This window comes from Nocardioides sp. NPDC006273 (assembly GCF_040613495.1).
In the GTDB taxonomy this organism is placed as follows: Bacteria; Actinomycetota; Actinomycetes; order Propionibacteriales; family Nocardioidaceae; genus Nocardioides.
Genome location: NZ_JBEXSD010000030.1, coordinates 45,177 through 67,278, shown reverse-complemented (window position 1 = coordinate 67,278; position 22,102 = coordinate 45,177). Strand labels below are relative to the sequence as shown.

The following is a 22,102-nucleotide window of genomic DNA, read 5'->3' as shown; positions in this document are numbered from 1 at the left end:
ATCCGCCCGTAGCCCCAGGACGAAACTCTACTTTCGTCGCCCACAACTACATTCTCGGCGGGAAGGCTAGACGGTGACTCCCTGCGGAGCCGGCCGCAAACCGAGGTCGGCGGTGCGTACGTCCTTGGTTTCTCGTGCGGTCAGGGCAGCGACCGTCGCGACGAGGCAGACCACCGCGGTGTAGCCGGCGGTGACGACCCAGCCGCCCTCCTGCACACCACCCAGAGCGGTGACGATCGACGGGGTGAACCCGGCCAGCATGAAGCCGATCTGGGTGCCGATCGCGACACCGGAGAAGCGCACCGGGGTCGAGAACATCTCGCCGTAGAACGAGGGCCAGACCGCGTTGGCGGCGGCGTAGCCGAAGGAGAAGGTGATGATCGCGAGCGCGAAGACGAGCAGCTCATTGCTCTGACTCATCGAGAGCAGGTAGAACGGCATCATGACCGCGCTGGCCACCGCACCGTAGATGAAGACGGGTTTGCGCCCGACGCGGTCGGCGAGCCGGCCGAACATCGGCTGGGTGAACAGCGCGACGACGTTGGCGGCCACGACCAGCCACAGCGTGATCGAGTCGACCATGCCGATCGCGACTCCATAGGCGATGGCGAGGTTGCCGAACACCGTGGAGACGGCGGCGATGAAGGCGCAGCAGACGACGCGCAGCACGTCGACCCAGTGGTCGCGCAGCAGCACCGCGAGGGGCAGCTTGGCGACCTCGTTGTTGGCCTTGGCCTCCTCGAACTCGGGCGTCTCGTTGAGGCGGGCGCGGATGAAGAACGCGACCAGCACCACGATCGCGGAGAGCCAGAACGGGATCCGCCAGCCGATGCCGTACTTGATGTCGTCCGGCAGCGCGACCACCGGGATGAAGACGAGCGCGGCCAGGATCTGGCCGCCCTGGGTGCCGGTCAGGGTCCAGGACGTGTAGAAGGAGCGCTTGTCGTCGGGCGCATGCTCGAGCGTCAGCGAGCTGGCGCCGGCCTGCTCGCCCGCCGCCGAGAGGCCCTGGAGCAGCCGACAGAAGACCAGCAGTGCGGGCGCGACCCAGCCGACCTGGTCGAACGTCGGCAGACAGCCGATCAGGAACGTGCCGCCACCCATCAGCAGGAGGGTGAACAGCAGCACCTTGCGGCGGCCGATCCGGTCGCCGAAGTGACCGACGAAGACCGCTCCGATCGGCCGGGCGACGTATGCGAACGCGAAGGTCGCGAACGACATCACGAGCGCGGCGTCGCCGGAGGTCGGGAAGAAGACGTGCGGAAAGATCAGGGCCGCGGCGGAGCCGAAGATGAAGAAGTCGTAGTACTCCACGGCGCTGCCCATGAAGCTGGCCAGCGCGGCTCTGATCGGGGTCTTGCCTTCGCTGCTCTCGATGTCAGGTCCCGCCATCGGGTCCTCCTCGGGTAGGTCCGCGGTTCCTGACCGCGGACGGGGTGGGGGTGGATGTCTGTTCAGGTTCGGGGTCAGCCGGCCGCGGCGAGCTCGTGCAGGTGGGCGAGCATCCGCTCGGCATCGGGGTCGATGCCGGTGATCAGCCGGAAGGCGTCGACGGCCTGGTAGACCGCCATGTGGCCTCCGTGGAGAGTCCGGCAGCCGACCTCTCGCGCGGCCTGCAGCAGCGCGGTGTCCAGCGGCCGGTAGACGATGTCCGCCACCCACAGGGCGGGGCGGAGGAGGCTCGTGTCCAGCGGCGTACCGGGGTGGTCGGCCATGCCGACCGGGGTGCAGTTGACCAGTCCGACGGCCTCGGGGAGAAGCGCCGGCAGCTTGTCTACGTGGCTCGCCTCGACGGTGCTCTCCGGGTGGTGCCGGCGGATCTCCTCGACGCGCGCCTGGGCGCGGTCGAGGTCCATGTCGGCGATCACCAGCCTGTCGACGCCCTGGCCGACGAGCGCGTGGGCAACGGCCGAGCCCGCCCCTCCGGCGCCGAGTTGCACGACGGCGTCGAGCGGGGCGTCCGGCATGCCGGTACGCAGCGCGTGGCCGAACCCGGTCGTGTCGGTGTTGTAGCCGACCGCGCCCTCGTCGGTGAAGACCACGGTGTTGACCGCGCCGAGGCGGTCCGCAGTCGCGTCGAGCCGATCGAGGTGCTCGATCACGAGCTCCTTGCACGGGTGGGTGATGTTGAGCGCGTCGAAGCCGAGTCGCCGGGCATCGTTCATCAGGTCGCCAACACCCTCGGGCCGAATGCCCAGGGCGGTGATGTCGAGCGTCTTGTAGACGTAGGACAACCCGTGCTCACGCGCCTCGCGCATGTGCAACGCCGGGCTCAGCGAGGGGCCGACACCCGCGCCGATCAGGCCGACGAGAAACGAAGACTTCATCTGGGCGATCCTTAATGTACGAACTAGTACGTTACGACAGTGAAGGGGATCACACCCTGCCTCGGCTCGTCAACCCCCACACGGCGAAGAGCCCGTCCCCACTGCTTGGGGACGGGCTCTTCGCGGACTTGATCAGTGAGCGGTCAGCCAGCCGACGACGATGTCACCGAGGATGCGGCGGTGGCGCTCGCGTACGTCGGGGGTGAGCATGTCGCGCCCGAAGAGGAAGCCGAAGGTGGCTGCGTTGGCGACCTGGAAGACGCAGTAGGAGCTGATCAGCATGTGCACGTCGACCGCGTCGACGTCGCCGCGGAGCTCACCCGAGGCGCGGCCGCGGGCCAGCACGTCGTCGAGGAGCGAGGCTGCCGGAGTGCCGAGGTCGCGCAGCGACTCGACCTTCTTCAGGTGCTGGCCGTTGTGGATGTTCTCGACCGAGACGAGACGGATGAAGCCCGGGTGGTCGTGGTGATGGTCGAAGGTGAGCTCGGCGATCCTTCGCACCGCGTCCACCGGAGCCAGGTGGTCGGCGTGCAGCTCCTGCTCGGCCTCCCGGATGCGGCGATAGGCGGCCTCGAGGACGGCGAGATAGAGCCCCTCCTTGCCACCGAAGTAGTAGTAGATCATCCGCTTGGTCGTGCGGGTGCGCTCCGCGATCTCATCGACCCTCGCGCCTGAGTAGCCCTGCTCGGAGAAGACCTCGGTCGCGACCTCGAGCAGCTCGGCCCGGGTGCGTTCGGCGTCTCGCAGCCGCTCTTCCGACCTCTCGGCGGAACGTTGGGTGTCGACCATGTCCCGAGCCTAGAGCACGGCCCGCTTCCCAACACGGACCATTGTATGTACCGTTTCGTACATTAGCCACGAACGGAGACACATGCGCACCTCGATCGCCACCGTCTGCCTCAGCGGCGGCCTGGTCCAGAAGATGTACGCCGCGGCCGAAGCCGGCTTCAGTGCGATCGAGATCTTCGAGCCCGACCTCATCGCCGCGCCCCAGTCCCCCGAGGAGATCCGGGCGCTCGCCGACCGGCTCGGGCTCACCCTCGACCTCTACCAGCCGTTCCGCGACGCCGAGGGCGTCGACGAGTCGGCCTTCGCCGACATCCTCCGCCGCGCCGAGGCGAAGTTCCAGCTCATGCGACGCCTCGGGATCGATCTCATGCTGGTCTGCAGCAACGTCGGCACCGCGACCGTCGACGACGACGAGGTCTCCGCGGGACAGCTACGCCGCCTCGGCGAGCTCGCGGCGGCGTACGACATCCGGCTCGCCTACGAGGCACTCGCCTGGGGACGGTTCGTCGACGACTACCGGCGCTCGTGGCGCATCGTCGAGCTCGCCGACCACGCAGCCGTCGGGATCTGCCTGGACAGCTTCCACATCCTCTCGCGCGGCCACGACCCGAAGCAGATCGAGGAGATCCCGGCCGAGAAGATCTTCTTCCTGCAGCTCGCCGACGCCCCCGCCCTCAACATGGACGTGCTCTCCTGGAGCCGCCACCATCGGCTCTTCCCCGGCGAGGGCAGCTTCGACCTGCCGGCCTTCCTCGCTCACGTGATCCACGCCGGCTACGACGGCCCGCTGTCGCTGGAGGTCTTCAACGACACCTTCCGCCAGACCGACCCGGTCCGCACCGCCCGTCAAGCCCAGCGCTCGCTGCGCTGGCTCGCCGACCGCACCGCCGACCTGCTCGGCGCGGAAGCCGGTCGCGACCAGCGCCCGCTCCCCCGGCTGCCCCAGGTGGCCGCGCCGGAGGCCTTCGACTTCGTCGAGATCAAGGCGCCGGACACCTCCGGCGTCGAGGTGCTGCTCGAGCAGCTCGGCTTCGACTTCGGCGGCCGCCACCGCAGCAAGCAGGTGCGGCTGTGGACCTGGGGTGCTGCCCGTGTCGTGTGCAACGACGTGCCCAGCGCCTCCCCCGAGCCGCGCATCGCGGCAGTCGGCTTCGACGTCGCTGACTCCGACCCCGCCGCCGAGCGTGCCGCCCGGCTGATGGCGCCCCCGGTCCACCGCCGGACGTACGCCGGCGAGCAGGCCATGCGCGCCTTCACCTCCCCCGACGGCACCGAGGTCTTCCTCTCGCACGCGGAGGACTGGATCGACGAGTTCGACGGCGGCGTCTCGAGCACCGACGAACCCGCCGCCGAGAGACACGGCGCCCACATCGACCACGTCAATCTGGTCCAGCCCTGGCACAGCTTCGACGAGGCGGTCCTCTTCTACACCAGCGTGCTGTCGCTGACCCCGCAACCGACCCAGGAGGTCGCCGGCCCGTCGGGCCTCGTGCGCAGCCAGGTGATGAGCTCACCGGCCGGCGGCGTACGCCTTCCATTGAACCTGCTCCCGACCGGGCAGCAGGGCCGCGCGCAGCACGTCGCCCTCGCCTGCCACGACATCATCGGGGTCGTCGCCTCAGCCCGAGAGCGCGGACTGAGGCCGCTCGAGGTGCCAGGCAACTACTACGACGACCTGGAAGCCCGCTTCGGCCTGGCCGAGGACCTCGTCGCCACGTTGCGCGACCTCGACCTCCTCTACGACCGCGATGCCGACGGCGAATACCTGCACTGCTACACCGAGACCGTCGGACAGGTCTTCTTCGAGCTCGTCGAGCGCCGCGAGCACTACGACGGGTACGGCGCCGGCAACGCCCCCGTCCGCCTCGTCAGCCAGGCGGGGCGCTGACGCAGCGGCGTCCCAGAAGTTCCTGGCCGGCCGCCGTCGAGGTGAGGCGGTCCGGCCCGACGCACGGCGGTGCGAATGTCAGAGGAATCCTCCTCCAATGGGCTCCCAACCGGTCTGGGACGGGGACCAGCCCTTGGCCCAGGCCTTGTGCCACATCGACTTGTCCTTGCCGACAGCGAAGATGTCGAGACGGCCCGCCGCCCAAGACACAACAGTCGGAGGGCTGGAGAAGATGCCGCCGAGCTGCTCCCAACCGTGCCAGCCACCATCGAACGCGCGGTGGTACATCGCTCCGTCAAGGCCCACGCCGAAGACGTCCAGCCGACCCGGTCCCCACGATGCCACTGCGGGCGGGCTGAGGAACTTGCCGCCGAGCGGTTCCCAGTCGTTCTGCGAAGGGAACCAGCCCGGTGCCCAGGCCTTGTGCCACAGGCTGGCGTCCAGACCGAGGGCGAAGACGTCCAGACGATCGGGACCCCACGAGCACACCGCTGGTTGGCTGGTGAAGCCGCCGCCCAGGAACTCCCATTCGGTGCCTGACGGCTGCCACCCCTCCTTCCACGCCTTGTGGAACATCGCCTTGTCGAGTCCGACCCCGAAGACGTCGAGCCGGCCAGGCCCCCATGACGCGACCGCCGGCGGGTGGAGAAAGGCACCGCCCAGTGGCTCCCAGTCGTTCTGCGACGGAGACCAGCGCTGCGCCCAGGCCTTGTGCCACATGCCACGGTCCGTGCCGAGGGCGAAGATGTCGAGCCGGTCTTGTCCCCAGGACGTCACTGCAGGCGGGCTGACGAACGCGCCGCCGAGCGGTTCCCAGGCACTCTGTCCCGGGCTCCATCCCCCCGCCCATGCCTTGTGCCACATGGCTTGGTCGAGCCCGACCCCGAAGGCGTCCAGGCGGTCCTTGCCCCACGACTCGAGGGCCATCGCGCTGGTGAAGCCGCCACCGACCGCCTCCCAGTCGTTCTGCGAGGGGAACCAGCCCTGCGCCCAGGCCTTGTGAAAGCTCGCCTTGTCGAGCCCGCGGGCGAAGATGTCGATCCGGTTCGGGCCCCAGGAGGCCACCGCGGGCGCCGCCCGGTTCACCGGCACCGGCGACATCACCTCGACGGTAAGCGAGACCGTGGACGCTGTTGCAGTGCCGACCGAGAGCAGCACAGACCCCTTGCTGGTCACCACCGACGACCCCGGCGTGGCCTTCACGGCACCGACCTGAAGGGACATCCGTGAGCGCTCTGTCGGCTCGGTCAGGTGCGCGACCACCCATCCGGCTCCGCCCGGCGGCATCCCACGGTCCCAGCCGTCCCGGGCGCGGTACTCCAGGAGCAGCCGCTGCCCGGGCACGACGCCGTCGGCATACGCGCAGACCCGCTGACCGGCTTCGACAGGCGCACCCCGCAGCGCTGGAAGCTCGATGGTCGTACGTCGAGTGCCCGACTTCAGCGGGGCGCTGATGTTGATGCCATGGCCGGCCAGATCGAGCCAGCCACAGGCCCGCAGGGCCGGCGCTGCCAATCCCGGTCCGGTGTCGGAGAGCGTGACGTCGAAGGTGCCGTCCGACCGCGGGCGGTTCAATGGCGTGTGGACGAAGCTGTACTTACCGCCCTCGCGACCCATGATGCAGAACTGATCGTCGTACTCGCGCGGGCCTGCCGGGGTGTCCAGGTTGGCATGCGCCGCGCCGAAGAAGTGGCCCATCTCGTGCGCGAGCAACGCTGGGTCCAGGCTCTGTGCGCCGACGTGAACGTACTCGGGATTGCTCGGTGAGACCGCGGCGCTTGCGGCGTCGAACTTGTCGATCACCAAGGCGAAGTGGTCGTACGGAGACAGGTCGATCCCGGTCCCGGCAGCCACGAGTGGCTTGACGACCGGGCCTGCTCCGAAGCCGAGCGCGTTCCACTGGTCACTGGTGTGCGGCAGCTGGAACCAGTCGAGGACCCGGAACTCCATGTTGACCCGACCGCCGGTCTGGTCGATCCAGTACCCGGCCGTGTGGCCGACCAGCCGGTGCACCCAGGCTTGGTCGAAGTCAGTGGTGCGCGGAGTTCCCGTGCAGGAAAGGAGGAGAACTGCGAGCTTCATGGAGCGCACCTTTCAGGAGCTACTCCTGTCGCAACGCGTCCCAAGCGGGTGGCTAGGTTGCCAACCACGCTAGCGCCGAGGAGACCTACATTATCGTCGGCGGCGGAATCGCATGTCTATACCACATAAGAGTGACCAGCTGGTGCACGGGTGTCTCCCCAGGGAGGGGAGAGCCCGCCACTCCTGCTCTCCGGCGGTCGAGCTTGTCGAGACTCGAGCCGCTGGCACTCGGTCACGTTGACCGCGAGGCCACCGAGCGAGGTCTCCTGGTACTCGGCGGCCATGTCGGCGCCGGTCTCGCGCATGGTCCGGATCACCTGGTCGAGCGAGACCCGGTGCTCGCCGTCGCCGGCCAGCGCCAGCCGCGCGGCGTTGACCGCTTTCGCCGAAGCCATCGGGTTGCGCTCGATGCAGGGACTCGCCCCTGGCACCCCGTGACGCGACCCCTCGGAATCGGTGGCCGGAGGGTCGCGCTTGGACGCTCAGAAGTTGCCGCGGAGCTCCTGCTCACGCTCGATGGCCTCGAAGAGCGCCTTGAAGTTGCCCTTGCCGAAGCCGAGGGAGCCGTGGCGCTCGATCAGCTCGAAGAAGACCGTGGGGCGGTCGCCGATCGGCTTGGTGAAGATCTGCAGCAGGTAGCCGTCCTCGTCGCGGTCGACGAGGATGCCGCGCTTCTGCAGCTCCTCGATCGGCACTCGGACCTCACCGATCCGGGCGCGCAGCTCGGCGTCCTCGTAGTAGGAGTCAGGGGTGTTGAGGAACTCGATCCCGGCGTCGCGCAGCGCGTCGACGGTCGCCAGGATGTCGCCGGTCGCCAGTGCGAGGTGCTGGGCGCCGGGGCCCTGGTAGAACTCCAGGTACTCGTCGATCTGCGACTTCTTCTTGGCGATCGCAGGCTCGTTGAGCGGGAACTTCACCCGGTGGTTGCCGTTGGCGACGACCTTCGACATCAGCGCGGAGTAGTCGGTGGCGATGTCGTCGCCGATGAACTCGGCCATGTTGGTGAAGCCCATGACCCGGCCGTAGAAGTCGACCCACTCGTCCATCTTGCCGAGCTCGACGTTGCCGACGACGTGGTCGAGCGCCTGGAAGAGCCGCTTGGGCGCGCCCTCGGGCTTCTTCAGCGTCGAGGTGCGGGTGACGTAACCGGGCAGGTAGGGACCCTCGTAACCGGACCGGTCGACCAGCGTGTGGCGGGTCTCGCCGTAGGTGGCGATGGCGGCGATGCGTACGGTGCCGTGCTCGTCGCTCACGTCGTGGGGTTCCTCGAGGACCGTGGCGCCCTGGGCACGCGCGTGCTTGATGCAGCGGTCGACGTCGGGCACCTCGAGGGCGATGTCGACGACGCCGTCACCGTGGCGGGCGTGGTGGGCGATGATCTCGCTGTCCGGCGCGACCCCGCCCTTGATCACGAACCGCACTCCCCCGCTGCGCAGCACGTAGGCATGGTGGTCGCGGTTGCCGGTCTCGGGGCCGGAGTAGGCGACCAGCTCCATGCCGAAGGCGCTCTGGAAGAAGTGAGCGGTCTGGGTGGCGTTGCCGACGGCCCATACGACAGCGTCCCAGCCGGTGACCGGGAACGGGTCAGAGGTGTCGTCGTAGGCCACCAGCCCGACGAGCTGCTCCAGCTCGGCCAGCCCGAGTCCGGCGAGCTTCTCTTGGTTGGTCAGGGTGTCTGCAAGCGTCATGCGGGCAAGTCAAGTGGGCCGAGCCACACCAAACAAGTTGACCACTGAGCACTGATCAATCTGTCAGATCCGGCCAGCATTCACTGCTACACGCTAGGCAATCTGACTATCATCAAGCCATGAAGCTCGACGACCTCGATCTCACCCTCCTGGAGACGCTGCACGCCCACCCACGCGTCGGAGACCTCGAGCTCTCCCGGGTCGCCGGCGTCGCCCGCGCCACCGTGCAGAGCCGGCTGCGCAAGCTGGCCGAGGCCGGCGTGATCCGCGACTGGGCGCCCACGATCGACCCGGCCGCCGCCGGCCATACGGTGCAGGCGTTCGTGACCCTGGAGATCTCCCAGGGCGCGCTCGAGGACGTACGCCACGACCTCGCCGAGATCCCCGAGGTGCTCGAGGCGTACGTCACCACCGGCTCCTTCGACGTCTTCTGCAAGGTCGCGACCGGGTCGCACGCGAAGCTGCAGGAGGTGCTCGTCCGCATCGACCAGTCCCACGCCGTCGTCCGCTCGACCAGCGTGGTCACCCTCTCGACCCTCATCGAGCCGCGCACCCTGGATCTGCTGCGCACCGGGGCCACACCGCGCTGATCGGTCAGGCAGCCCTGGGCAGCTCGACCGAGACCCGCAGCCCACCACCGGGGCGGGCGAGTACGGCGAGATTGCCGTCGTGAGCGCGGGTGATGCTCTTGACGATCGCCAGCCCGAGACCGACGCCGGCCTGGTCTCCGTGGATGCGCTGCGTGCCTCGCTGGAACGGCTCGGTGAGCGTGGCGACGAGCTCGCGAGGGAGCTCCTCGCCGGTGTTCGCGACGGTGAGGACCACGCTCTTCTCGGTGGCGACGACAGTGACCGACACCGACCCGTCCTCGGGCAGGTTGTGGACGATCGCGTTGTGGATCAGGTTGGTCGCGACCTGCAGCAGCAGGGCGGGAGAGCCGCTGACCGAGGCTTGGTCACCAGAGGTCTCGATCCGCACCCCGCGGTGCTCGGCGAGCGGCAGCAGGGTCTCGACCGCCTCCTCGGCGACCAGTGACAGGTCGACCGGCTCACGGGCGAAGGAGCGTTGGTCGGCGCGGCTGAGCACGAGGAGAGCCTCCGTCAGGTCGATCGCGCGGGAGTTGATCAGGCGCAACCGGTCGACGAGCGCCTCGACATCCCGGTCGGGGTCCTTGCCGGCGACGTCGAGCAGTGTCTGGGTGATCGCCAGCGGCGTACGCAGCTCGTGGGAGGCGTTGGCGGCGAACCGCTGCTGCTCGGCCACCTGGGCCTCGAGCTTGGCGAGCATGTCGTCGAAGCCGTCGGCGAGCTCACGGAACTCGTCGCCGGGTCCCTCGAGCTCGATGCGGTGCGAGAGCGACCCACCTGCGGCCGTACGCGTCGCCTCGGTGATCCTGGTCAGCGGGGCGAGCATCCGCCCGGCGAGGATCCAGCCTCCCACCAGACCGAACACGACGAGGCCCGCCATCATCGCGGCGGCACGCGGCGCGAAGGCGCGCTCCAGGTCGGAGCGGTTGGGGACGAAGGGCGCGCTCGGCCGCCCGGGCTCCTGAGGCCATTGCACCCACACTCCGTCAGGTACGTAGCGCAGCAGGAAGACCCACACCACCGCGAGCAGCAGCACCCCGGTCACGACGATGACCCCGGCGTAGCTGAGCGTCAGCTTGAGCCGAACGCTCATCCCCGGGCGTCTAGGAATCGACATCGATCCGGTATCCGACGCCCGGCACGGTGGCGATGATCGCGGGCTCGCCGAGCCGTTTGCGCAGGGCGGAGACGGTGATGCGTACGGCGTTGGTGAACGGGTCGGCGTTCTCGTCCCATGCCCGCTCCAGCAGTTCCTCGGCGCTGACGACGCCGCCCTCGGCCGCGGCGAGCACCTCGAGCACGGCGAACTGCTTGCGGGTCAGCGCGACGTAGCGGCCGACGCGATAGACCTCACGCCGGAACGGGTCGATCCGCAGGCCGGCGATCTCCCGCACCGGCGGCCGGTTGTGGGCGCGCCGCCGGTCGAGCGCCCGCAGCCGCAGCACCAGCTCACGCAGCTCGAACGGCTTGGTCAGGTAGTCATCGGCGCCCAGCTCGAACCCGGAGGCCTTGTCGTCGAGCCGGTCGGCGGCGGTGAGCATCAAGATGGGCATCCCGGTGCCGGAGGCGACGATCCGCTTGGCGATCTCGTCGCCCGACGGCCCGGGGATGTCGCGGTCGAGCACGGCGATGTCGTAGGCGTTCACGCTCAGCATCTCCAGAGCCGTCTCGCCGTCACCGGCGATGTCGGCGGCGATCGCCTCCAGCCGCAACCCGTCCCGGATCGCCTCAGCCATCAACGGCTCGTCCTCGACCACCAGCACCCGCATGCCAATGATCCTAGGTCGATGACATATCGCCGATGTATCCGAAACGGCATACGCCCTGACGACACCCATGTCGGTTGACTGGCAGGGTGACCTTCTCCGTCAGACCGATCAGCTCCACCGAGCACCTCGACCACATCAGGTCGCGGCGCTCGGTCAGCTTCCAGCAGACCCCGGCCTGGGCCGCGGTGAAGACCGAGTGGCGCAGCGAGTCCCTGGGTTGGTACGCCGGCGAGCGGCTCGCCGGGACCGGGCTGGTGCTGCACCGGCCGGTGCCGCGACTGGGCTACACGCTGGCGTACCTTCCGTGGGGGCCCGACATCGACTGGGCCGGCGGGCTCACCGTCTGGCTCCCGCCGCTGGTCTCCTACCTGCGCTCGCAGGGTGCGTTCGCGATCCGGATCGCTCCCCCGGTGCGGACCGAGACCTGGAGCGCCGCGGAGGTCAAGGAGGGCATCGCAGACCCGTGGGTCGTACGCCTCACCGATCTGCCCGGCCGCGCCGACCCGGTCGGCAGCGACGTGATCCGGTATCTGCGCGACGCCAGCTGGATCCCGCAGAACCCCGAGAGCGGGTTCGGGGCGGGGCAGCCGCAGTTCACGTACGAGGTCGCGCTGCGCCGCGCGGACGGGACCGCGCGGTCCGAGGACGACGTGCTCAGCGGGATGAACCAGCTGTGGCGGCGCAACATCAAGAAGGCCGCCAAGGCCGGCGTCGAGATCACCGCCTCGACCGGCGGGGAGGACCTGAAGGCGTTCCACGACCTCTACGTCCACACCGCCGAGCGCGACCGCTTCACCCCGCGGCCGCTGGCCTACTTCGAGAGGATGTTCACGGCGCTGAGCACCGAGGACCCCGGACGGATCAGCCTCTACCTCGCCCATCACGACGGCGACCTGGTCGCCGCGACAATCTACGTCCGGGTCGGCGGCCACGCCTGGTACGTCTACGGCGCCTCGTCGACGACGAAACGGGACGTACGCGGCTCCAACGCCTGTCAGTGGGCGATGATCCGCGACTCGCTGGCCGCCGGCTGTGAGGTCTACGACCTGCGCGGGATCACCCCGACGCTGTCATCCGACGACTCGCACGTCGGGCTGATCCAGTTCAAGGTCGGCACCGGCGGGCAGGCCGTGAGGTACGTCGGCGAGTGGGACCTGCCGCTGCGCCCGATCGTCTACCGGGCCTTCGATCTCTACATGAGGCGGCGGGGCCGATGATGGTGAACGAATCGGGCTCACTCACCTTCATGGGCATCGCCCTGCTCACCATCTTGGCGCTGCCCATGGCGGTGCTGGCAGTGCCGGTCCTGGCGCTGTTGCGCCGGGGACTCGGTCTGGCGCCGGGCCGGGCATGGCGTACGTCGCTGGCCGAGGTCGCGATCGTCTACGGCACCGTGCCGTTCGTACTGCTGACGATGGTCCCCGGTCCGATGGCTGGCCAGGTCGACGGCAGCGTGAGCCTGGTGCCGCTCGAGGACCTACCGACGATGACGACCATCGGTGTCGTCGGCAACCTGCTGATCTTCGCCGCGGCCGGCTTCTTCGGCCCGATCCGCTTCCGGGCGCTGCGCTCGGTGGGACGGGTCCTCGCCCTGGGGATCGCCGGCTCGGTGACGATCGAGACCCTGCAGTACACGCTGCGCCTTGACCGGGTCTCCTCCGTCGACGACGTGATCCTCAATGCCGGCGGTGCCACCGTGGCCGCGATCCTGTCGTGGCCGTGGTGGCGGCAGCGCACCGCGACCGCGCCGAGCACGGCGAACAGCAACGGCCTGGTGCGGTCGGGCTGACCGCGCCAGACCGTATGGCGATGCTGGCTACGCGTCTGGTGGGTTGCGGAGCTGCCGCTTCTGCTCGTCGTCGAAGCGTTTCAGCGCGAGAAGGCGTTCGTACTCCTCGTCGCTGTAGTCCGCCGAGTAGTCGGCCACGAAGTCGAGGGCCGGATCGCCGCTCTGCTTGTCCTTGCCCCTGCCTCCGCGACCGGCCCCTCCGGCACCTGCGCCGCGCATCTGGCTTCGGCTGCCCGCACCGGCCGCAGCCCGACCTCCGGCGCCGGCTCGGCCTCCTGCGCCGCGCGCGCCACCAGCCCCCGATCGTGCTGCCTGGCCGGGGGCTCCGACTCTCGGCGCCGTGCCGGCCGCCCTTCCTGCGGCGGCCCTCGCCGGGCTGCTGGCGGCACTGACCTTGCCGGCGGCTGCCGTCGCTCCGGCACCGAACCTGGCCCTCAGCGCCGCGGCGGCGCCGACCGCGAGCCCGGCGCCGCCGAGCCCGATCCCGAGCGCAGCCTCTCCGCCGGCGCCACCGCCGAGCGGTGCCAGACCTTCGGCGGTCTCGATGCTGGCGTAGCTCGTCGCCGGTGCCGCGGAGCCATCGGAGTTGACCCACATTCCGGCAGCGTTGTCCCACTCCGGGATGTTCTCGGCGTGGGCCTGCCTGATGATCTCCTTCTGCTCGGCCCGGATCTGGTGTCCCTCGCCCTCGGCGTAGAGCGTGCCCGGGTTCACCGAGTCGTACTTGGCCTGGGCCGCGGCGACCGCGCTGCGCGACCCCGGGCTGGAATAGCCACCGGACGAGCTGCCCGAGCCGCCGCTGCCGTTCGACCCGGGTGACGTCGACGATGGCGGCTCCGTGATCGCCCGCACCTTCGGCTCGGCTTCCCGATTGCCGTCATCGATCTGCTGGCACTGGAAGGCCGCCTCCCGCTCGGCATCCGCGATCGCCTGGGCGTCCTTCGCGTGCTGTGCCTTCGCCTCACTCAGAGCATTCTCGCGAGTCGTCTTCTCGGCCCCGGTGTAGCCCTCGGTCGTGTACGCCGGGTCGGATGCGCTCGGTGCCGGGCCATGCGACGTCGGCAGCCGGCCCTCATGCAAGTCGTACGCCTTCTTCGCCTGGTCGTAGCGCTCCGCAACACGCGCCACCGCCTGGCGTGCTTCCATGATGGTTTCCGCCTTCTCGCGCATCTGTGCGGCAGCCGTCTTGTAGGAGCGGTCGGCGGATTGTGCAGTGTAGGAGGATGCTGCGAAGGCGTCACCGCATCCCTTCGCCAACGCGGTGAACTGTTCGGATGCACCTGTGAAGAGCTCTTCGGCGAGCTGCCAGTTCGCGATATGGGCGTCAATGTCCGCCGCATCGGCCGCGAGCAGATACTGCTGCAGGCGAATCATGTGTGGACCTTTGACTCGGCTGATGCCGCCTCCACCGTCGAGGGCCGCCATCAGGCACCGTCCTGTCCGGACGAGGAGCCCACGATCTCTGCGCGCGACTGCATCTCCTGGAGCAGCTCAGGCGAAACCGGCAGGAAGGGGATCGGGAGCGGCAGGGCGTCGGGACGGTCGTCCTTGCCCACGTTCAGGGCGAGCGGCTGGCTCACCATCTCAACGCCATCCGCCATCGCTCTGCCCCAGTCGCCGGCGTCCTCATCGGCGCCAGTCATCTCCTTGGCTGCACGGTCGGTGCCCTCATAGAACTTGATCAGCGCGTCCGAGAGATGCGACAGCGTGGCGTTGATCCGATCGCTCGCCACATCCATCTGAGACTTGAGCGACTCCCCGCTCGCACCCTGCCCGAGAAGGCCCGCACGAGGCGTCTCCACCCGCAGTTTGTCCACGTCTACCTTCATGTCGACCAGCATGTTCTTCATGCTGTCGACGGCCGCTTGGTCGACCTTGGTCTCTTTCCCGCTCCCCACGGCGTACCCCCTCAGATGGCGCATGTGTTGAAACGTCGACCGAGTGCGCCCGAAGAGGCGGCGGCCCGGGACCCATCAACCCTCTGGCGCACATTTTGCTGGACAGGTCACCTCCTGTCCACGGCATAGCCCTCCCATGGTGTTCAGCGTTGCATCTCCTGGCATCGACCTCGGCTCGCTACGCTCGCCACCATGTCGACGACTCGGGCACGAACCCGCCATCTCGTTTCGACCTCCGTTGTTGCCGTGGTCGCCCTTCTAGGGGCGAATCTGAGCGCGTGCAGCTCGACTGAGGATCCAGCCGATGGCGCCACATCGTCCGCCAGCCCACCCAGTGAGCCCTCAGCGAGTTCGGCTGAGCCAAAGGATGGCTGGCACACGGCCGCAGACGAAGGCGGCCAGTTCCTCGTCCCACCGGACTGGAACGTAGAGAAGGTCGCCACTGGGCACGAGCTTCAGGCTCCGCTTGAAGACGAAGGCGGCTTCCGGCTCGGTGGGGGAATTCTCACGTCCAGGCCGACTCTGGAATCCGCCACCGCCATCGACGATGCGGCTGAGGCTAGAGTGGCCCACGACAAGAAGGCGGGCTACGACAAGGTGACACGTCTCCCAGACGTGACCTTCGGCGGTCTCACCTTTTACCACGTCCGCGCCGAGGATCCAGAAACCTGGATCGATGACTACGGGACTGTCAGCGACGGCCAGCGGGTCACCATCATATGGCAATTCAAGCGCGAACTGGTCGATCGGAAACAGACCGATGAACTGATCAACCAGGTGATGCCGACCTTCGAACCGTCCTCCTGACGAGGCGACGCGCGCACCCACGCCGGCCAGGTGCTCGTCTGGCTCGATCCACAACAATCAGCATCGTCGCCTGGTTTCCTCGCAACGGATGGATGTCACTGGACGAGCTTGTAGAGCGAGATCGTGGCATCTGGCGAGTCGGTATCTTCAGGTACGAGCGCAAGATAGCTGCCTGAGACGATGATCCGTGCGTCGTTGCTGTTCAACGGCAACGGATCACCGACCGGCTGGCCACGTTCATCGAGGAACGTCCACGGCCCCATCATCTCGTATGCAAAGGACCGGTCGTTGGCCACGACGGGCGTGGGCTGGACGAGCTTTCTCATCGGCTTGCTGACTGGAGACGAGGCACCGTCGCTCAGCCAGCTCACCATGTTCGGCTTCCGGCCGCTGCTGCTCCACACCACCCCATCACCTACGGCAGCGATGCGATGCGTCAGGCCGTCACCGCTCACGGGGAAAGCCGGGCCTTCATCCCCGGCTAGGCCGAGCTTCTTCACACCGGTCCTGAGCGCGTAGACACCCTTGGTGGAGTCGTTCTTGTACGTGTCGACGGCGTCACGGGCGAAGAGCACCCAGTCGTCGGAAATGCCGAACAGATTGGTGCGCGATTTCGTGCGCCACAACGTCTTGCCAGTCTCCGCGTCGAGCGCCTCGAACGGTGACCCACGCTTCGCGGTGCTATCTAGGGGAAGCGTGCGCGCCAGCACGACGCCGTTGCTGACGGACAGCGCGACGAGGCCTTTCCTCTCCCATGCGAGCTCGCCCGTCGCGGCGTGGAACGCCTGAGTGCGGCGGTGCCACGTACGTTTCGGCTCACCACCCATGTCGCCGCCGGTGAACTCGTCGATCGTCTGAATGACGAGCTCGTCGTGGGCCCCGACGAACTGGCGCCAGACCGTCACGCCGTCACGGCGCACGACAGGCTTGTAGGCGTGCGCCCACTTGGCCTTCATCGTCTCGGGGTCGATGCTGGCGATGCCCGGTGCGACTCCTGCCATCGAAAGATCGTCGAGATCCGCCACCGCGTCGTTGAGGAAGCCGACAACCACATCAGAGCCAGCGATGTAGACGCCGGGGTCCTGCACTTCGGGCAGAGGATTGAAGCCGTCCAGCCCAGACACTGACGCCATGCTTTCAGGCATCTCCCACCGCACCTCACCACTGGGAATGTCGACCACTGCCAGCCAGGGTTCGTCGGTGTACTCGGTCCAGTCGCTTTCGCCGAGCCCGCCGGGCATCCTCTCCGGCACCGTCGCTGGAATCGGAATGGAACGGATGATCGCAGTGTCACCGACGATCTCGACGCTGGTCGACGCATTGATCTGGAAACCCACGTCGTTCAACGTCCACAGCGGCTGGTAGTAGGGATCCTCGCCCGGCTTGAGCGTCGCCGCCTCGGACGACCCCTCCATACTCGGCCTCTTCGCTGGTTCCAACGACGTAGAAGGGACGATGCTGCACGCGGACAGCAGCATCACCGAGGCCATGATCCCGAGACGAGATTTCATGATGCCAATAGTTCCACAGCGCCCCGGGATTCTCTGTGGACGCAAGTCGCCGACATGGCGCCCCCATGACGCAACCTAGCCCCGCTCGACCGATCAGTCCGACTCCTCGGCAGGGAAGTCTGGCGCTCGCTCGAGCACTTTCTTCAGCAGCTCCGTGACGTCAACCGGCGGCTCCTCGCTTCCGCGGTAGTCCACACCGACTGCGGCAAGCCTGCCGTCCGAGGTCGGCGCGAACACCATTACGCCCGCAGGCTGAGCGTTCTCGGTCGTGTCATTCAGGCGGTAGCCGAACCCGCCTGCGGGCAGGTCCTCGACCTTCTCGATGCTCCAGGTCCCCGTCATATCCTGCGGAGGATGGTCGACCATCGACAAGCACTTCTGATAGCCGGCGTCCACCTCGTCCTCCATCGCCTGAACGGAGTCGTAGCGGTCACCCGGGGCGAAGATCGTGGCGCCGAGTTCCGCGTAGGGATCCTCGCGTATGAAAGTCGACCCAACAGGGGTCCCGGAGAAATCCACAAGGTTGTTCTTGGCGTTCGCCAACCCAAGACGGCACCAACTGGTTCCGAACACCTGGCCCTCCAAGAAGTCAATACCATCGGTGTCTTCTGACTGGCTGAAGGCTGCTGGGACATCACCCTTGTCGAGGAGCTGAGGTTCATCACCGACGCAGCTAGCGCAGAGCGCCAGCGCGGCGAGTGCAAGCGCGAGTGTGGCCCGGCGAATCATGGTGTTCCCTTACCTGTGCGGAATTCCACGAACGGGTCTTCGTAGGCACTCTTGAAGTCGTGCTCGGTCATGATTCCCTCACGGGCCAAGATCGCGTCAATGCTGCTGATCGCGCTGGCGGGATTGAGGTCAGCGAACGGCGTCGGTACGCCATCGCCGTCCTGGTCGAACAGGTCGTCGCCGGCGATGTCCAGGACACCCGCGTTGACCATCGCGTAGAAGGTGCGCGCCTTGACGTCGGCGAGGTGAGCTGCCGCGGCGTCGTTGGCTTCGGCGGTAGCCCCGTCCGCCTCGGAGCCGAACTCCTTGAGCGCGGACGCGGACATGCCGTCGCGTGCCTTCGAAATGCCCTCATCGACGAAGTTCTTGGCCAGCCCACCTGCGATGTCCTCGCCCGGACCAGGCAGCGGCACGATCTTGGCGCCGAAGCTGATGGCATCGATCATCTGCTTGCGGCGCTTGTCCTGCTCGGCTGCATCGTCGATCTCGATCTGGCCTGCAGAGTACTCAGCGAAGCCGGACAGCTTCGCCGTGTCCTGGATAGTGGCCTTGATGGCTGTTGGCGATCCGTCGGTCTCGGCAGCGGTGTTGAGGAGGGTCTGCTGGTAGAACCCGATCCGCTGACCCATCTCGCTTGCCCCGTCTTCGCGGGCAACCGCGACCTGCATCAGCCGATCCAGATCGTCCCCATTGATCATCGGGAGGTCCTCGAGCCTCACCGTCTCACCATCACTGCCTTGGAAGGGCAGGGCGTGATCGTAGATTCCCGGCCCTCCATCTCTGCCATCCATCGCCGCCGTCACGGATGGGAGGTTGCTGCCCAAGAGCCGTGCCATGTTCGGCGAGGCATCTTTGGCTCCCTCCGGGGTAAAGCCCTGGTTGTCGGCGATCTCGTCGAAGAAGCGTGAGGTGAACATCGCGAGGTCCTTGGGGTGTTGCTGCCCCAGTTGTGCGTCGGTGCCTACGTTGGCCGCGAACTCGGTGATGGTCGCGTAGCCATCGTGGCTCCAATCACGGTCGCCGAAGTAGTAGGCGGCACGCTTCTCGCCGACCTCGTCGGCGAAGAAATCGAGACCCTCTTGCGGGTGCTCGCCGAGAGCGCCGATGATCTCGCCCATCGGGTCGATGCGAACGTAGCCGCTGGTTTCACCCAAGAGCGGACTTGGCGTGGTCATGACCACCGGCTGTTCGGCGTTGCGGTCGCGGGGGTCGAATCCCTCGGCGGCACCGCGGACGAAGGGACCGTCGTAGCCGTGGTCCTTCATGAGATAGGCGACGACGGACGGTGAGGCGTTCTCGCCGATCTGCTTGCCGAAGTAGTGGTCGGGGAACGAGGAGTCGTGTGACGCGCTGACCAGACCCGAGCGGACCAGTCCGGCGGCGTCGTCGAGCCCCGTGATCTGGGTGGTCGACATCAGATACTCGATCCGCTCCATCGTGTCGACGGTCCCCGAGGCTCCCAGCTTCCCGAAGAGACCGGCGGCGACACCCGAGTTGGCTGCGGACATCGCCATCAGCTGATTGGCTCGGTTGACCTCTCTCTGAGTCGGCCTTTCGTCGGGGCCGAAGGTCGTCTCGACCTCTTGGGCGATCGCCGAGCCGACCGCCTTCTGCTGCGCCGGGGTCAATGTGTCGACGTAGCCCTCATACTTCTCAGGGTCCATCACGATGCGGGTGGCGATCTCTTCGTCCGAAAGACCCCGCAGCTCTGGGGGTAGACCTGCCTGGGAGAGAGAGCCAGTGCCTCCGTCGTAGGCGCCACGCCTGGCGTTGCGAAGGACAGTGGCGAAGTCGATGCCTGCCTGGTCCGCCTTCTGCAGGGCATCGAGAAGGTCCTGCACGAACTCACGAACCTGGCCTTCGAGGGCGTCGATCTCCTCTTGGGTCTTCCCATCGAGCTCCGCCTCCGACGGCGGCGAGGTGAGCACAGTCCTGCTCGTCGCGGACTCGACCTTCCACCCCTTGGCGATGATCGCCTCGCGGGCGGCGCGAGCCTGCTTCTGAGAGGTCTTGCCGACCTCGGCCGTGTGGTCGAGCGCTTCGATGATCGGTGGTGCTGGTGCGACGAGATCGTTGATCTGGTCACGCAGGTTGCGGTGACGTAAGCGAGCTCGCTCCGCGGCTGCGCCCGTCCAGTCGGGCGGAATCTCCCCGGCGTCCAGCTCGTCTTGCTGGTCGATCATCCGCTTGCGGCCGCTGTTGATCCGATCGGCGATCCCGGAGAGCTTGCCCGGATTCCAGGTCATCAGCTGGTCGTAGGTCAACATCATGCATTCCTCTCGACCCGGCTCGCGTGGCGCTGGCCCTCAGCGGCCGACTGGTCGTCGGCTTCGACGATTGCGCTGGTGTCCTCTGTCGTCGCCTGATGGTGAGCGTGTGCTGCCTTCACCCAGGCTCTCTTGTCGCCGTTCCAGCCACTCTGACATGTGGATGCGGCCTCGCCCGCCGGATGGCCCGGCATCGCACCGGCAACGTCAGCCAGCGGCTCGGCCAAGTCGATCTTGGCGACCTGGTCAGCCGCCGACTCGATCGACGCCGCAGCACGGCGGACCTCCGCGGGTTTGATTTCGATGTTCACGCCGGCACTTCCCCGAGACGGTTGAAACAGATGACTTCCATCTGGCTCATACCCCGCCGACGGAAACCTAAACATAAATCTCGCGGATCGTTCAGACGGGGTCAACGACATTACCGCCCGTTTGTGAGTGGCGGATCACCAGACCCTTGACGGCAGAGCCCCACAGATCAGCCCAGCGCCGCGGCGACCTCGTCGAGACGGGCTCCACGCGAGGCCTTGACGAGCACCACGTCGCCGGGGCCGAGGTGGCTCCGCAGCCAGTCGACGGCGGCGGCGTTGTCGGGCAGGGCGAGGGCCCTCTCCCCCGCGCCGTCGGCGATGACTGCGGCGGCTTCGCCGATGGTGATGACGAGGTCGGCACGGGTCGCTGCGTACGTCCCGATCTCGTGGTGGGCGTCGTGGCTCGCCTCGCCGAGCTCGAGCATCTCGCCGAGGACGGCGATGCGGCGCTTGGCGTCGATCGAGGCGAGCGCGTCGAGGCCGGCGCGGGTGGACTCGGGGTTGGCGTTGTAGGAGTCGTCGAGGAGCGTCGCGCCGCTGTCGAGGACGCGAAGTTCCATGCGCCACTTCGAGATCGAGGCGGTGTTCAGGGCGGTTGCCGCCTGCTCCAGGGATACGCCGGCGGCCAGGCCCGCTGCCACGGCGGCCGCGGCGTTGAGCGTCCAGTGGGCGCCGACGAACGGGAGCGTCACGCTGGCACTGTCGCTCCCATGCCACAGGTTGAACGACGGTCGGCCCAGCCGGTCCAGGGACAGGTCGCGCACGCGTACATCCGCTCCGTCGCCGGCGCCGAAGGCCAGCACCGGACCATCGGACAGCCTAGCCATCGCGAGCACCCGCGGGTCGTCGGCGTGGAGCACCGCCGTGCCGTCGGCAGCGAGTCCGCGCACCAGCTCGCTCTTGGCCACAGCGATCGCCTCGCGCGACCCGAACTCGCCCACGTGGGCCTGACCGACGTTCGTGACGACGGCGATGTCCGGTGCGACCAGGCCGGTCAGCTCGGCGATGTCGCCGATGTGCCGGGCACCCATCTCGAGCACGAGGAATCTCGTGGACCTATCGGCGCGCAGCATGGTGAGAGGTACGCCGAGCTCGTTGTTGAACGAGCCGGAGGTCGCCACGGTCGGCGCAGCGGTCGACAGCACCGCATCGATCATGTCCTTGGTGCTGGTCTTGCCCTGGGAGCCGGTGACCGCGACCACGGTCAGCTCCTCGCGCAGCATCGAGACGATATGGGCGGCCAGGCGTTGCAGCGCGGCCTGCGCGTCGTCGACGACGACGGTCGGGAGGGCTGTCGGGCGCGAGCCGAGCGCGGCGACGGCGCCGGCCGCGGCTGCCTGCGGTGCGTACTCGTGGCCGTCGGCGTGCTCACCGGCGAACGCGACGAAGAGGCCGCCGGGGGCCGCCGCGCGGCCGTCGATCACGGCAGGCGCTCTCACCGTCACGGAGCCGTCGCCGACGACCTTCCCGCCGACCAACGAGGCTATTTCGTCCAAGCTGAGGGGAATCATCCCGTCAGTCTTCGAGATCCGGTGTTGTCGGCACGTATGCGCTAATCGATATGCGGACGATAACTGCCCGAGATCACCGGTCCACCTATCGTCGACATATCGGAAAATCGATACGGGCCCGCAACTGCTCGTGGGGTTTGCTGGCGGCG

General features: G+C 67.8%; 19 protein-coding genes and 1 pseudogene. 5 read left to right on the top strand and 15 right to left on the bottom strand.

Going from position 1 to position 22,102, the window contains the following annotated elements:
* Positions 1-66 precede the first annotated feature (66 nt).
* From ABZZ22_RS14790 to ABZZ22_RS14780, 3 genes are all read right to left on the bottom strand, one after another.
* Positions 67-1,392 carry an MFS transporter gene (locus ABZZ22_RS14790; RefSeq protein ID WP_354932558.1) on the bottom strand — a complete coding sequence of 442 codons (1,326 nt, stop codon included), beginning with the start codon at positions 1,390-1,392 and terminating at the stop codon, positions 67-69.
* 74 nt (positions 1,393-1,466) lie between these two features.
* On the bottom strand, positions 1,467-2,327 hold the full coding sequence (locus ABZZ22_RS14785) for a shikimate dehydrogenase (RefSeq protein ID WP_354932556.1): 861 nt from the start codon (positions 2,325-2,327) through the stop codon (positions 1,467-1,469).
* A gap of 132 nt (positions 2,328-2,459) precedes the next feature.
* A complete protein-coding gene (locus tag ABZZ22_RS14780) occupies positions 2,460-3,116 on the bottom strand; it encodes a TetR/AcrR family transcriptional regulator (protein ID WP_354932554.1) in 657 nt (218 codons plus the stop codon).
* Positions 3,117-3,198: 82 nt separating this feature from the next.
* Between ABZZ22_RS14780 and ABZZ22_RS14775 the strand changes: the two genes are divergently transcribed.
* The gene (locus ABZZ22_RS14775) at positions 3,199-5,004 is read left to right on the top strand and encodes a TIM barrel protein (protein ID WP_354932552.1); all 1,806 of its coding nucleotides are present in this window, start codon (positions 3,199-3,201) and stop codon (positions 5,002-5,004) included.
* A gap of 78 nt (positions 5,005-5,082) precedes the next feature.
* Here the strand turns inward: ABZZ22_RS14775 and ABZZ22_RS14770 are convergent, their stop codons facing one another.
* The 3 genes and pseudogenes from ABZZ22_RS14770 to hppD all read right to left on the bottom strand — a co-directional run bounded on the left by ABZZ22_RS14770 (position 5,083) and on the right by hppD (position 8,774).
* Positions 5,083-7,086, bottom strand: a complete 2,004-nt coding sequence (locus ABZZ22_RS14770; protein WP_354932550.1) for a hypothetical protein — start codon at positions 7,084-7,086, stop codon at positions 5,083-5,085.
* A gap of 224 nt (positions 7,087-7,310) precedes the next feature.
* Positions 7,311-7,502: pseudogene (locus ABZZ22_RS14765) on the bottom strand (L-serine ammonia-lyase, iron-sulfur-dependent, subunit alpha); the annotation flags it as partial.
* Positions 7,503-7,568: 66 nt separating this feature from the next.
* Positions 7,569-8,774, bottom strand: a complete 1,206-nt coding sequence (gene hppD, locus ABZZ22_RS14760) for a 4-hydroxyphenylpyruvate dioxygenase (RefSeq protein WP_354932548.1) — start codon at positions 8,772-8,774, stop codon at positions 7,569-7,571.
* Between the two features lie 119 nt (positions 8,775-8,893).
* Between hppD and ABZZ22_RS14755 the strand changes: the two genes are divergently transcribed.
* Positions 8,894-9,364, top strand: coding sequence for an Lrp/AsnC ligand binding domain-containing protein (locus tag ABZZ22_RS14755; RefSeq protein WP_354932546.1), 471 nt, complete (start codon positions 8,894-8,896; stop codon positions 9,362-9,364).
* 4 nt (positions 9,365-9,368) lie between these two features.
* On the opposite strand, the gene ABZZ22_RS14750 is transcribed toward ABZZ22_RS14755, so the two are convergent.
* The gene (locus ABZZ22_RS14750) at positions 9,369-10,454 is read right to left on the bottom strand and encodes a HAMP domain-containing sensor histidine kinase (protein WP_354932544.1); all 1,086 of its coding nucleotides are present in this window, start codon (positions 10,452-10,454) and stop codon (positions 9,369-9,371) included.
* Positions 10,455-10,464: 10 nt separating this feature from the next.
* Positions 10,465-11,130, bottom strand: coding sequence for a response regulator transcription factor (locus ABZZ22_RS14745; RefSeq protein WP_354932542.1), 666 nt, complete (start codon positions 11,128-11,130; stop codon positions 10,465-10,467).
* A gap of 86 nt (positions 11,131-11,216) precedes the next feature.
* Between ABZZ22_RS14745 and ABZZ22_RS14740 the strand changes: the two genes are divergently transcribed.
* Positions 11,217-12,347, top strand: a complete 1,131-nt coding sequence (locus ABZZ22_RS14740; RefSeq protein ID WP_354932540.1) for a peptidoglycan bridge formation glycyltransferase FemA/FemB family protein — start codon at positions 11,217-11,219, stop codon at positions 12,345-12,347.
* On the top strand, positions 12,344-12,919 hold the full coding sequence (locus ABZZ22_RS14735) for a VanZ family protein (RefSeq protein WP_354932538.1): 576 nt from the start codon (positions 12,344-12,346) through the stop codon (positions 12,917-12,919). The genes ABZZ22_RS14740 and ABZZ22_RS14735 overlap by 4 nt, the downstream gene beginning before the upstream one ends.
* Before the next feature lie 27 nt (positions 12,920-12,946).
* Here the strand turns inward: ABZZ22_RS14735 and ABZZ22_RS14730 are convergent, their stop codons facing one another.
* Both ABZZ22_RS14730 and ABZZ22_RS14725 read right to left on the bottom strand, forming a co-directional pair.
* On the bottom strand, positions 12,947-14,293 hold the full coding sequence (locus ABZZ22_RS14730; RefSeq protein ID WP_354932536.1) for a hypothetical protein: 1,347 nt from the start codon (positions 14,291-14,293) through the stop codon (positions 12,947-12,949).
* Between the two features lie 50 nt (positions 14,294-14,343).
* Positions 14,344-14,841: a hypothetical protein gene (locus tag ABZZ22_RS14725; protein ID WP_354932534.1), complete on the bottom strand. Its 498-nt coding sequence runs from the start codon at positions 14,839-14,841 to the stop codon at positions 14,344-14,346.
* Positions 14,842-15,009: 168 nt separating this feature from the next.
* Here ABZZ22_RS14725 and ABZZ22_RS14720 point away from each other — a divergent pair, with 168 nt between their 5' ends.
* Positions 15,010-15,624, top strand: a complete 615-nt coding sequence (locus ABZZ22_RS14720) for a hypothetical protein (protein ID WP_354932532.1) — start codon at positions 15,010-15,012, stop codon at positions 15,622-15,624.
* A 95-nt stretch (positions 15,625-15,719) separates the two neighbouring features.
* On the opposite strand, the gene ABZZ22_RS14715 is transcribed toward ABZZ22_RS14720, so the two are convergent.
* From ABZZ22_RS14715 to murF, 5 genes are all read right to left on the bottom strand, one after another.
* Positions 15,720-17,135: a hypothetical protein gene (locus ABZZ22_RS14715; RefSeq protein WP_354932530.1), complete on the bottom strand. Its 1,416-nt coding sequence runs from the start codon at positions 17,133-17,135 to the stop codon at positions 15,720-15,722.
* A gap of 93 nt (positions 17,136-17,228) precedes the next feature.
* A complete protein-coding gene (locus ABZZ22_RS14710) occupies positions 17,229-17,864 on the bottom strand; it encodes a hypothetical protein (RefSeq protein ID WP_354932528.1) in 636 nt (211 codons plus the stop codon).
* Positions 17,861-20,131, bottom strand: a complete 2,271-nt coding sequence (locus ABZZ22_RS14705) for a DUF6571 family protein (RefSeq protein ID WP_354932526.1) — start codon at positions 20,129-20,131, stop codon at positions 17,861-17,863. The genes ABZZ22_RS14710 and ABZZ22_RS14705 overlap by 4 nt, the downstream gene beginning before the upstream one ends.
* Positions 20,131-20,442 carry a hypothetical protein gene (locus ABZZ22_RS14700; RefSeq protein WP_354932524.1) on the bottom strand — a complete coding sequence of 104 codons (312 nt, stop codon included), beginning with the start codon at positions 20,440-20,442 and terminating at the stop codon, positions 20,131-20,133. The genes ABZZ22_RS14705 and ABZZ22_RS14700 overlap by 1 nt, the downstream gene beginning before the upstream one ends.
* Before the next feature lie 167 nt (positions 20,443-20,609).
* A complete protein-coding gene (gene murF, locus ABZZ22_RS14695; RefSeq protein WP_354932522.1) occupies positions 20,610-21,953 on the bottom strand; it encodes a UDP-N-acetylmuramoyl-tripeptide--D-alanyl-D-alanine ligase in 1,344 nt (447 codons plus the stop codon).
* Positions 21,954-22,102: the final 149 nt, after the last annotated feature.

Excerpts from the sequence above, each read along its gene's own strand:
- murF (WP_354932522.1), bottom strand. The coding sequence starts at position 21,953 with ATGATTCCCCTCAGCTTGGACGAAATAGCCTCGTTGGTCGGCGGGAAG.
- ABZZ22_RS14735 (WP_354932538.1), top strand. The coding sequence starts at position 12,344 with ATGATGGTGAACGAATCGGGCTCACTCACCTTCATGGGCATCGCCCTG.
- ABZZ22_RS14750 (WP_354932544.1), bottom strand. The coding sequence starts at position 10,454 with ATGAGCGTTCGGCTCAAGCTGACGCTCAGCTACGCCGGGGTCATCGTC.
- ABZZ22_RS14745 (WP_354932542.1), bottom strand. The coding sequence starts at position 11,130 with ATGCGGGTGCTGGTGGTCGAGGACGAGCCGTTGATGGCTGAGGCGATC.
- ABZZ22_RS14770 (WP_354932550.1), bottom strand. The coding sequence starts at position 7,086 with ATGAAGCTCGCAGTTCTCCTCCTTTCCTGCACGGGAACTCCGCGCACC.
- ABZZ22_RS14710 (WP_354932528.1), bottom strand. The coding sequence starts at position 17,864 with ATGATTCGCCGGGCCACACTCGCGCTTGCACTCGCCGCGCTGGCGCTC.
- ABZZ22_RS14720 (WP_354932532.1), top strand. The coding sequence starts at position 15,010 with ATGTCGACGACTCGGGCACGAACCCGCCATCTCGTTTCGACCTCCGTT.
- ABZZ22_RS14755 (WP_354932546.1), top strand. The coding sequence starts at position 8,894 with ATGAAGCTCGACGACCTCGATCTCACCCTCCTGGAGACGCTGCACGCC.
- ABZZ22_RS14705 (WP_354932526.1), bottom strand. The coding sequence starts at position 20,131 with ATGTTGACCTACGACCAGCTGATGACCTGGAATCCGGGCAAGCTCTCC.
- ABZZ22_RS14775 (WP_354932552.1), top strand. The coding sequence starts at position 3,199 with ATGCGCACCTCGATCGCCACCGTCTGCCTCAGCGGCGGCCTGGTCCAG.
- ABZZ22_RS14785 (WP_354932556.1), bottom strand. The coding sequence starts at position 2,327 with ATGAAGTCTTCGTTTCTCGTCGGCCTGATCGGCGCGGGTGTCGGCCCC.
- ABZZ22_RS14715 (WP_354932530.1), bottom strand. The coding sequence starts at position 17,135 with ATGAAATCTCGTCTCGGGATCATGGCCTCGGTGATGCTGCTGTCCGCG.
- ABZZ22_RS14790 (WP_354932558.1), bottom strand. The coding sequence starts at position 1,392 with ATGGCGGGACCTGACATCGAGAGCAGCGAAGGCAAGACCCCGATCAGA.
- ABZZ22_RS14730 (WP_354932536.1), bottom strand. The coding sequence starts at position 14,293 with ATGATTCGCCTGCAGCAGTATCTGCTCGCGGCCGATGCGGCGGACATT.
- ABZZ22_RS14725 (WP_354932534.1), bottom strand. The coding sequence starts at position 14,841 with ATGCGCCATCTGAGGGGGTACGCCGTGGGGAGCGGGAAAGAGACCAAG.
- hppD (WP_354932548.1), bottom strand. The coding sequence starts at position 8,774 with ATGACGCTTGCAGACACCCTGACCAACCAAGAGAAGCTCGCCGGACTC.
- ABZZ22_RS14780 (WP_354932554.1), bottom strand. The coding sequence starts at position 3,116 with ATGGTCGACACCCAACGTTCCGCCGAGAGGTCGGAAGAGCGGCTGCGA.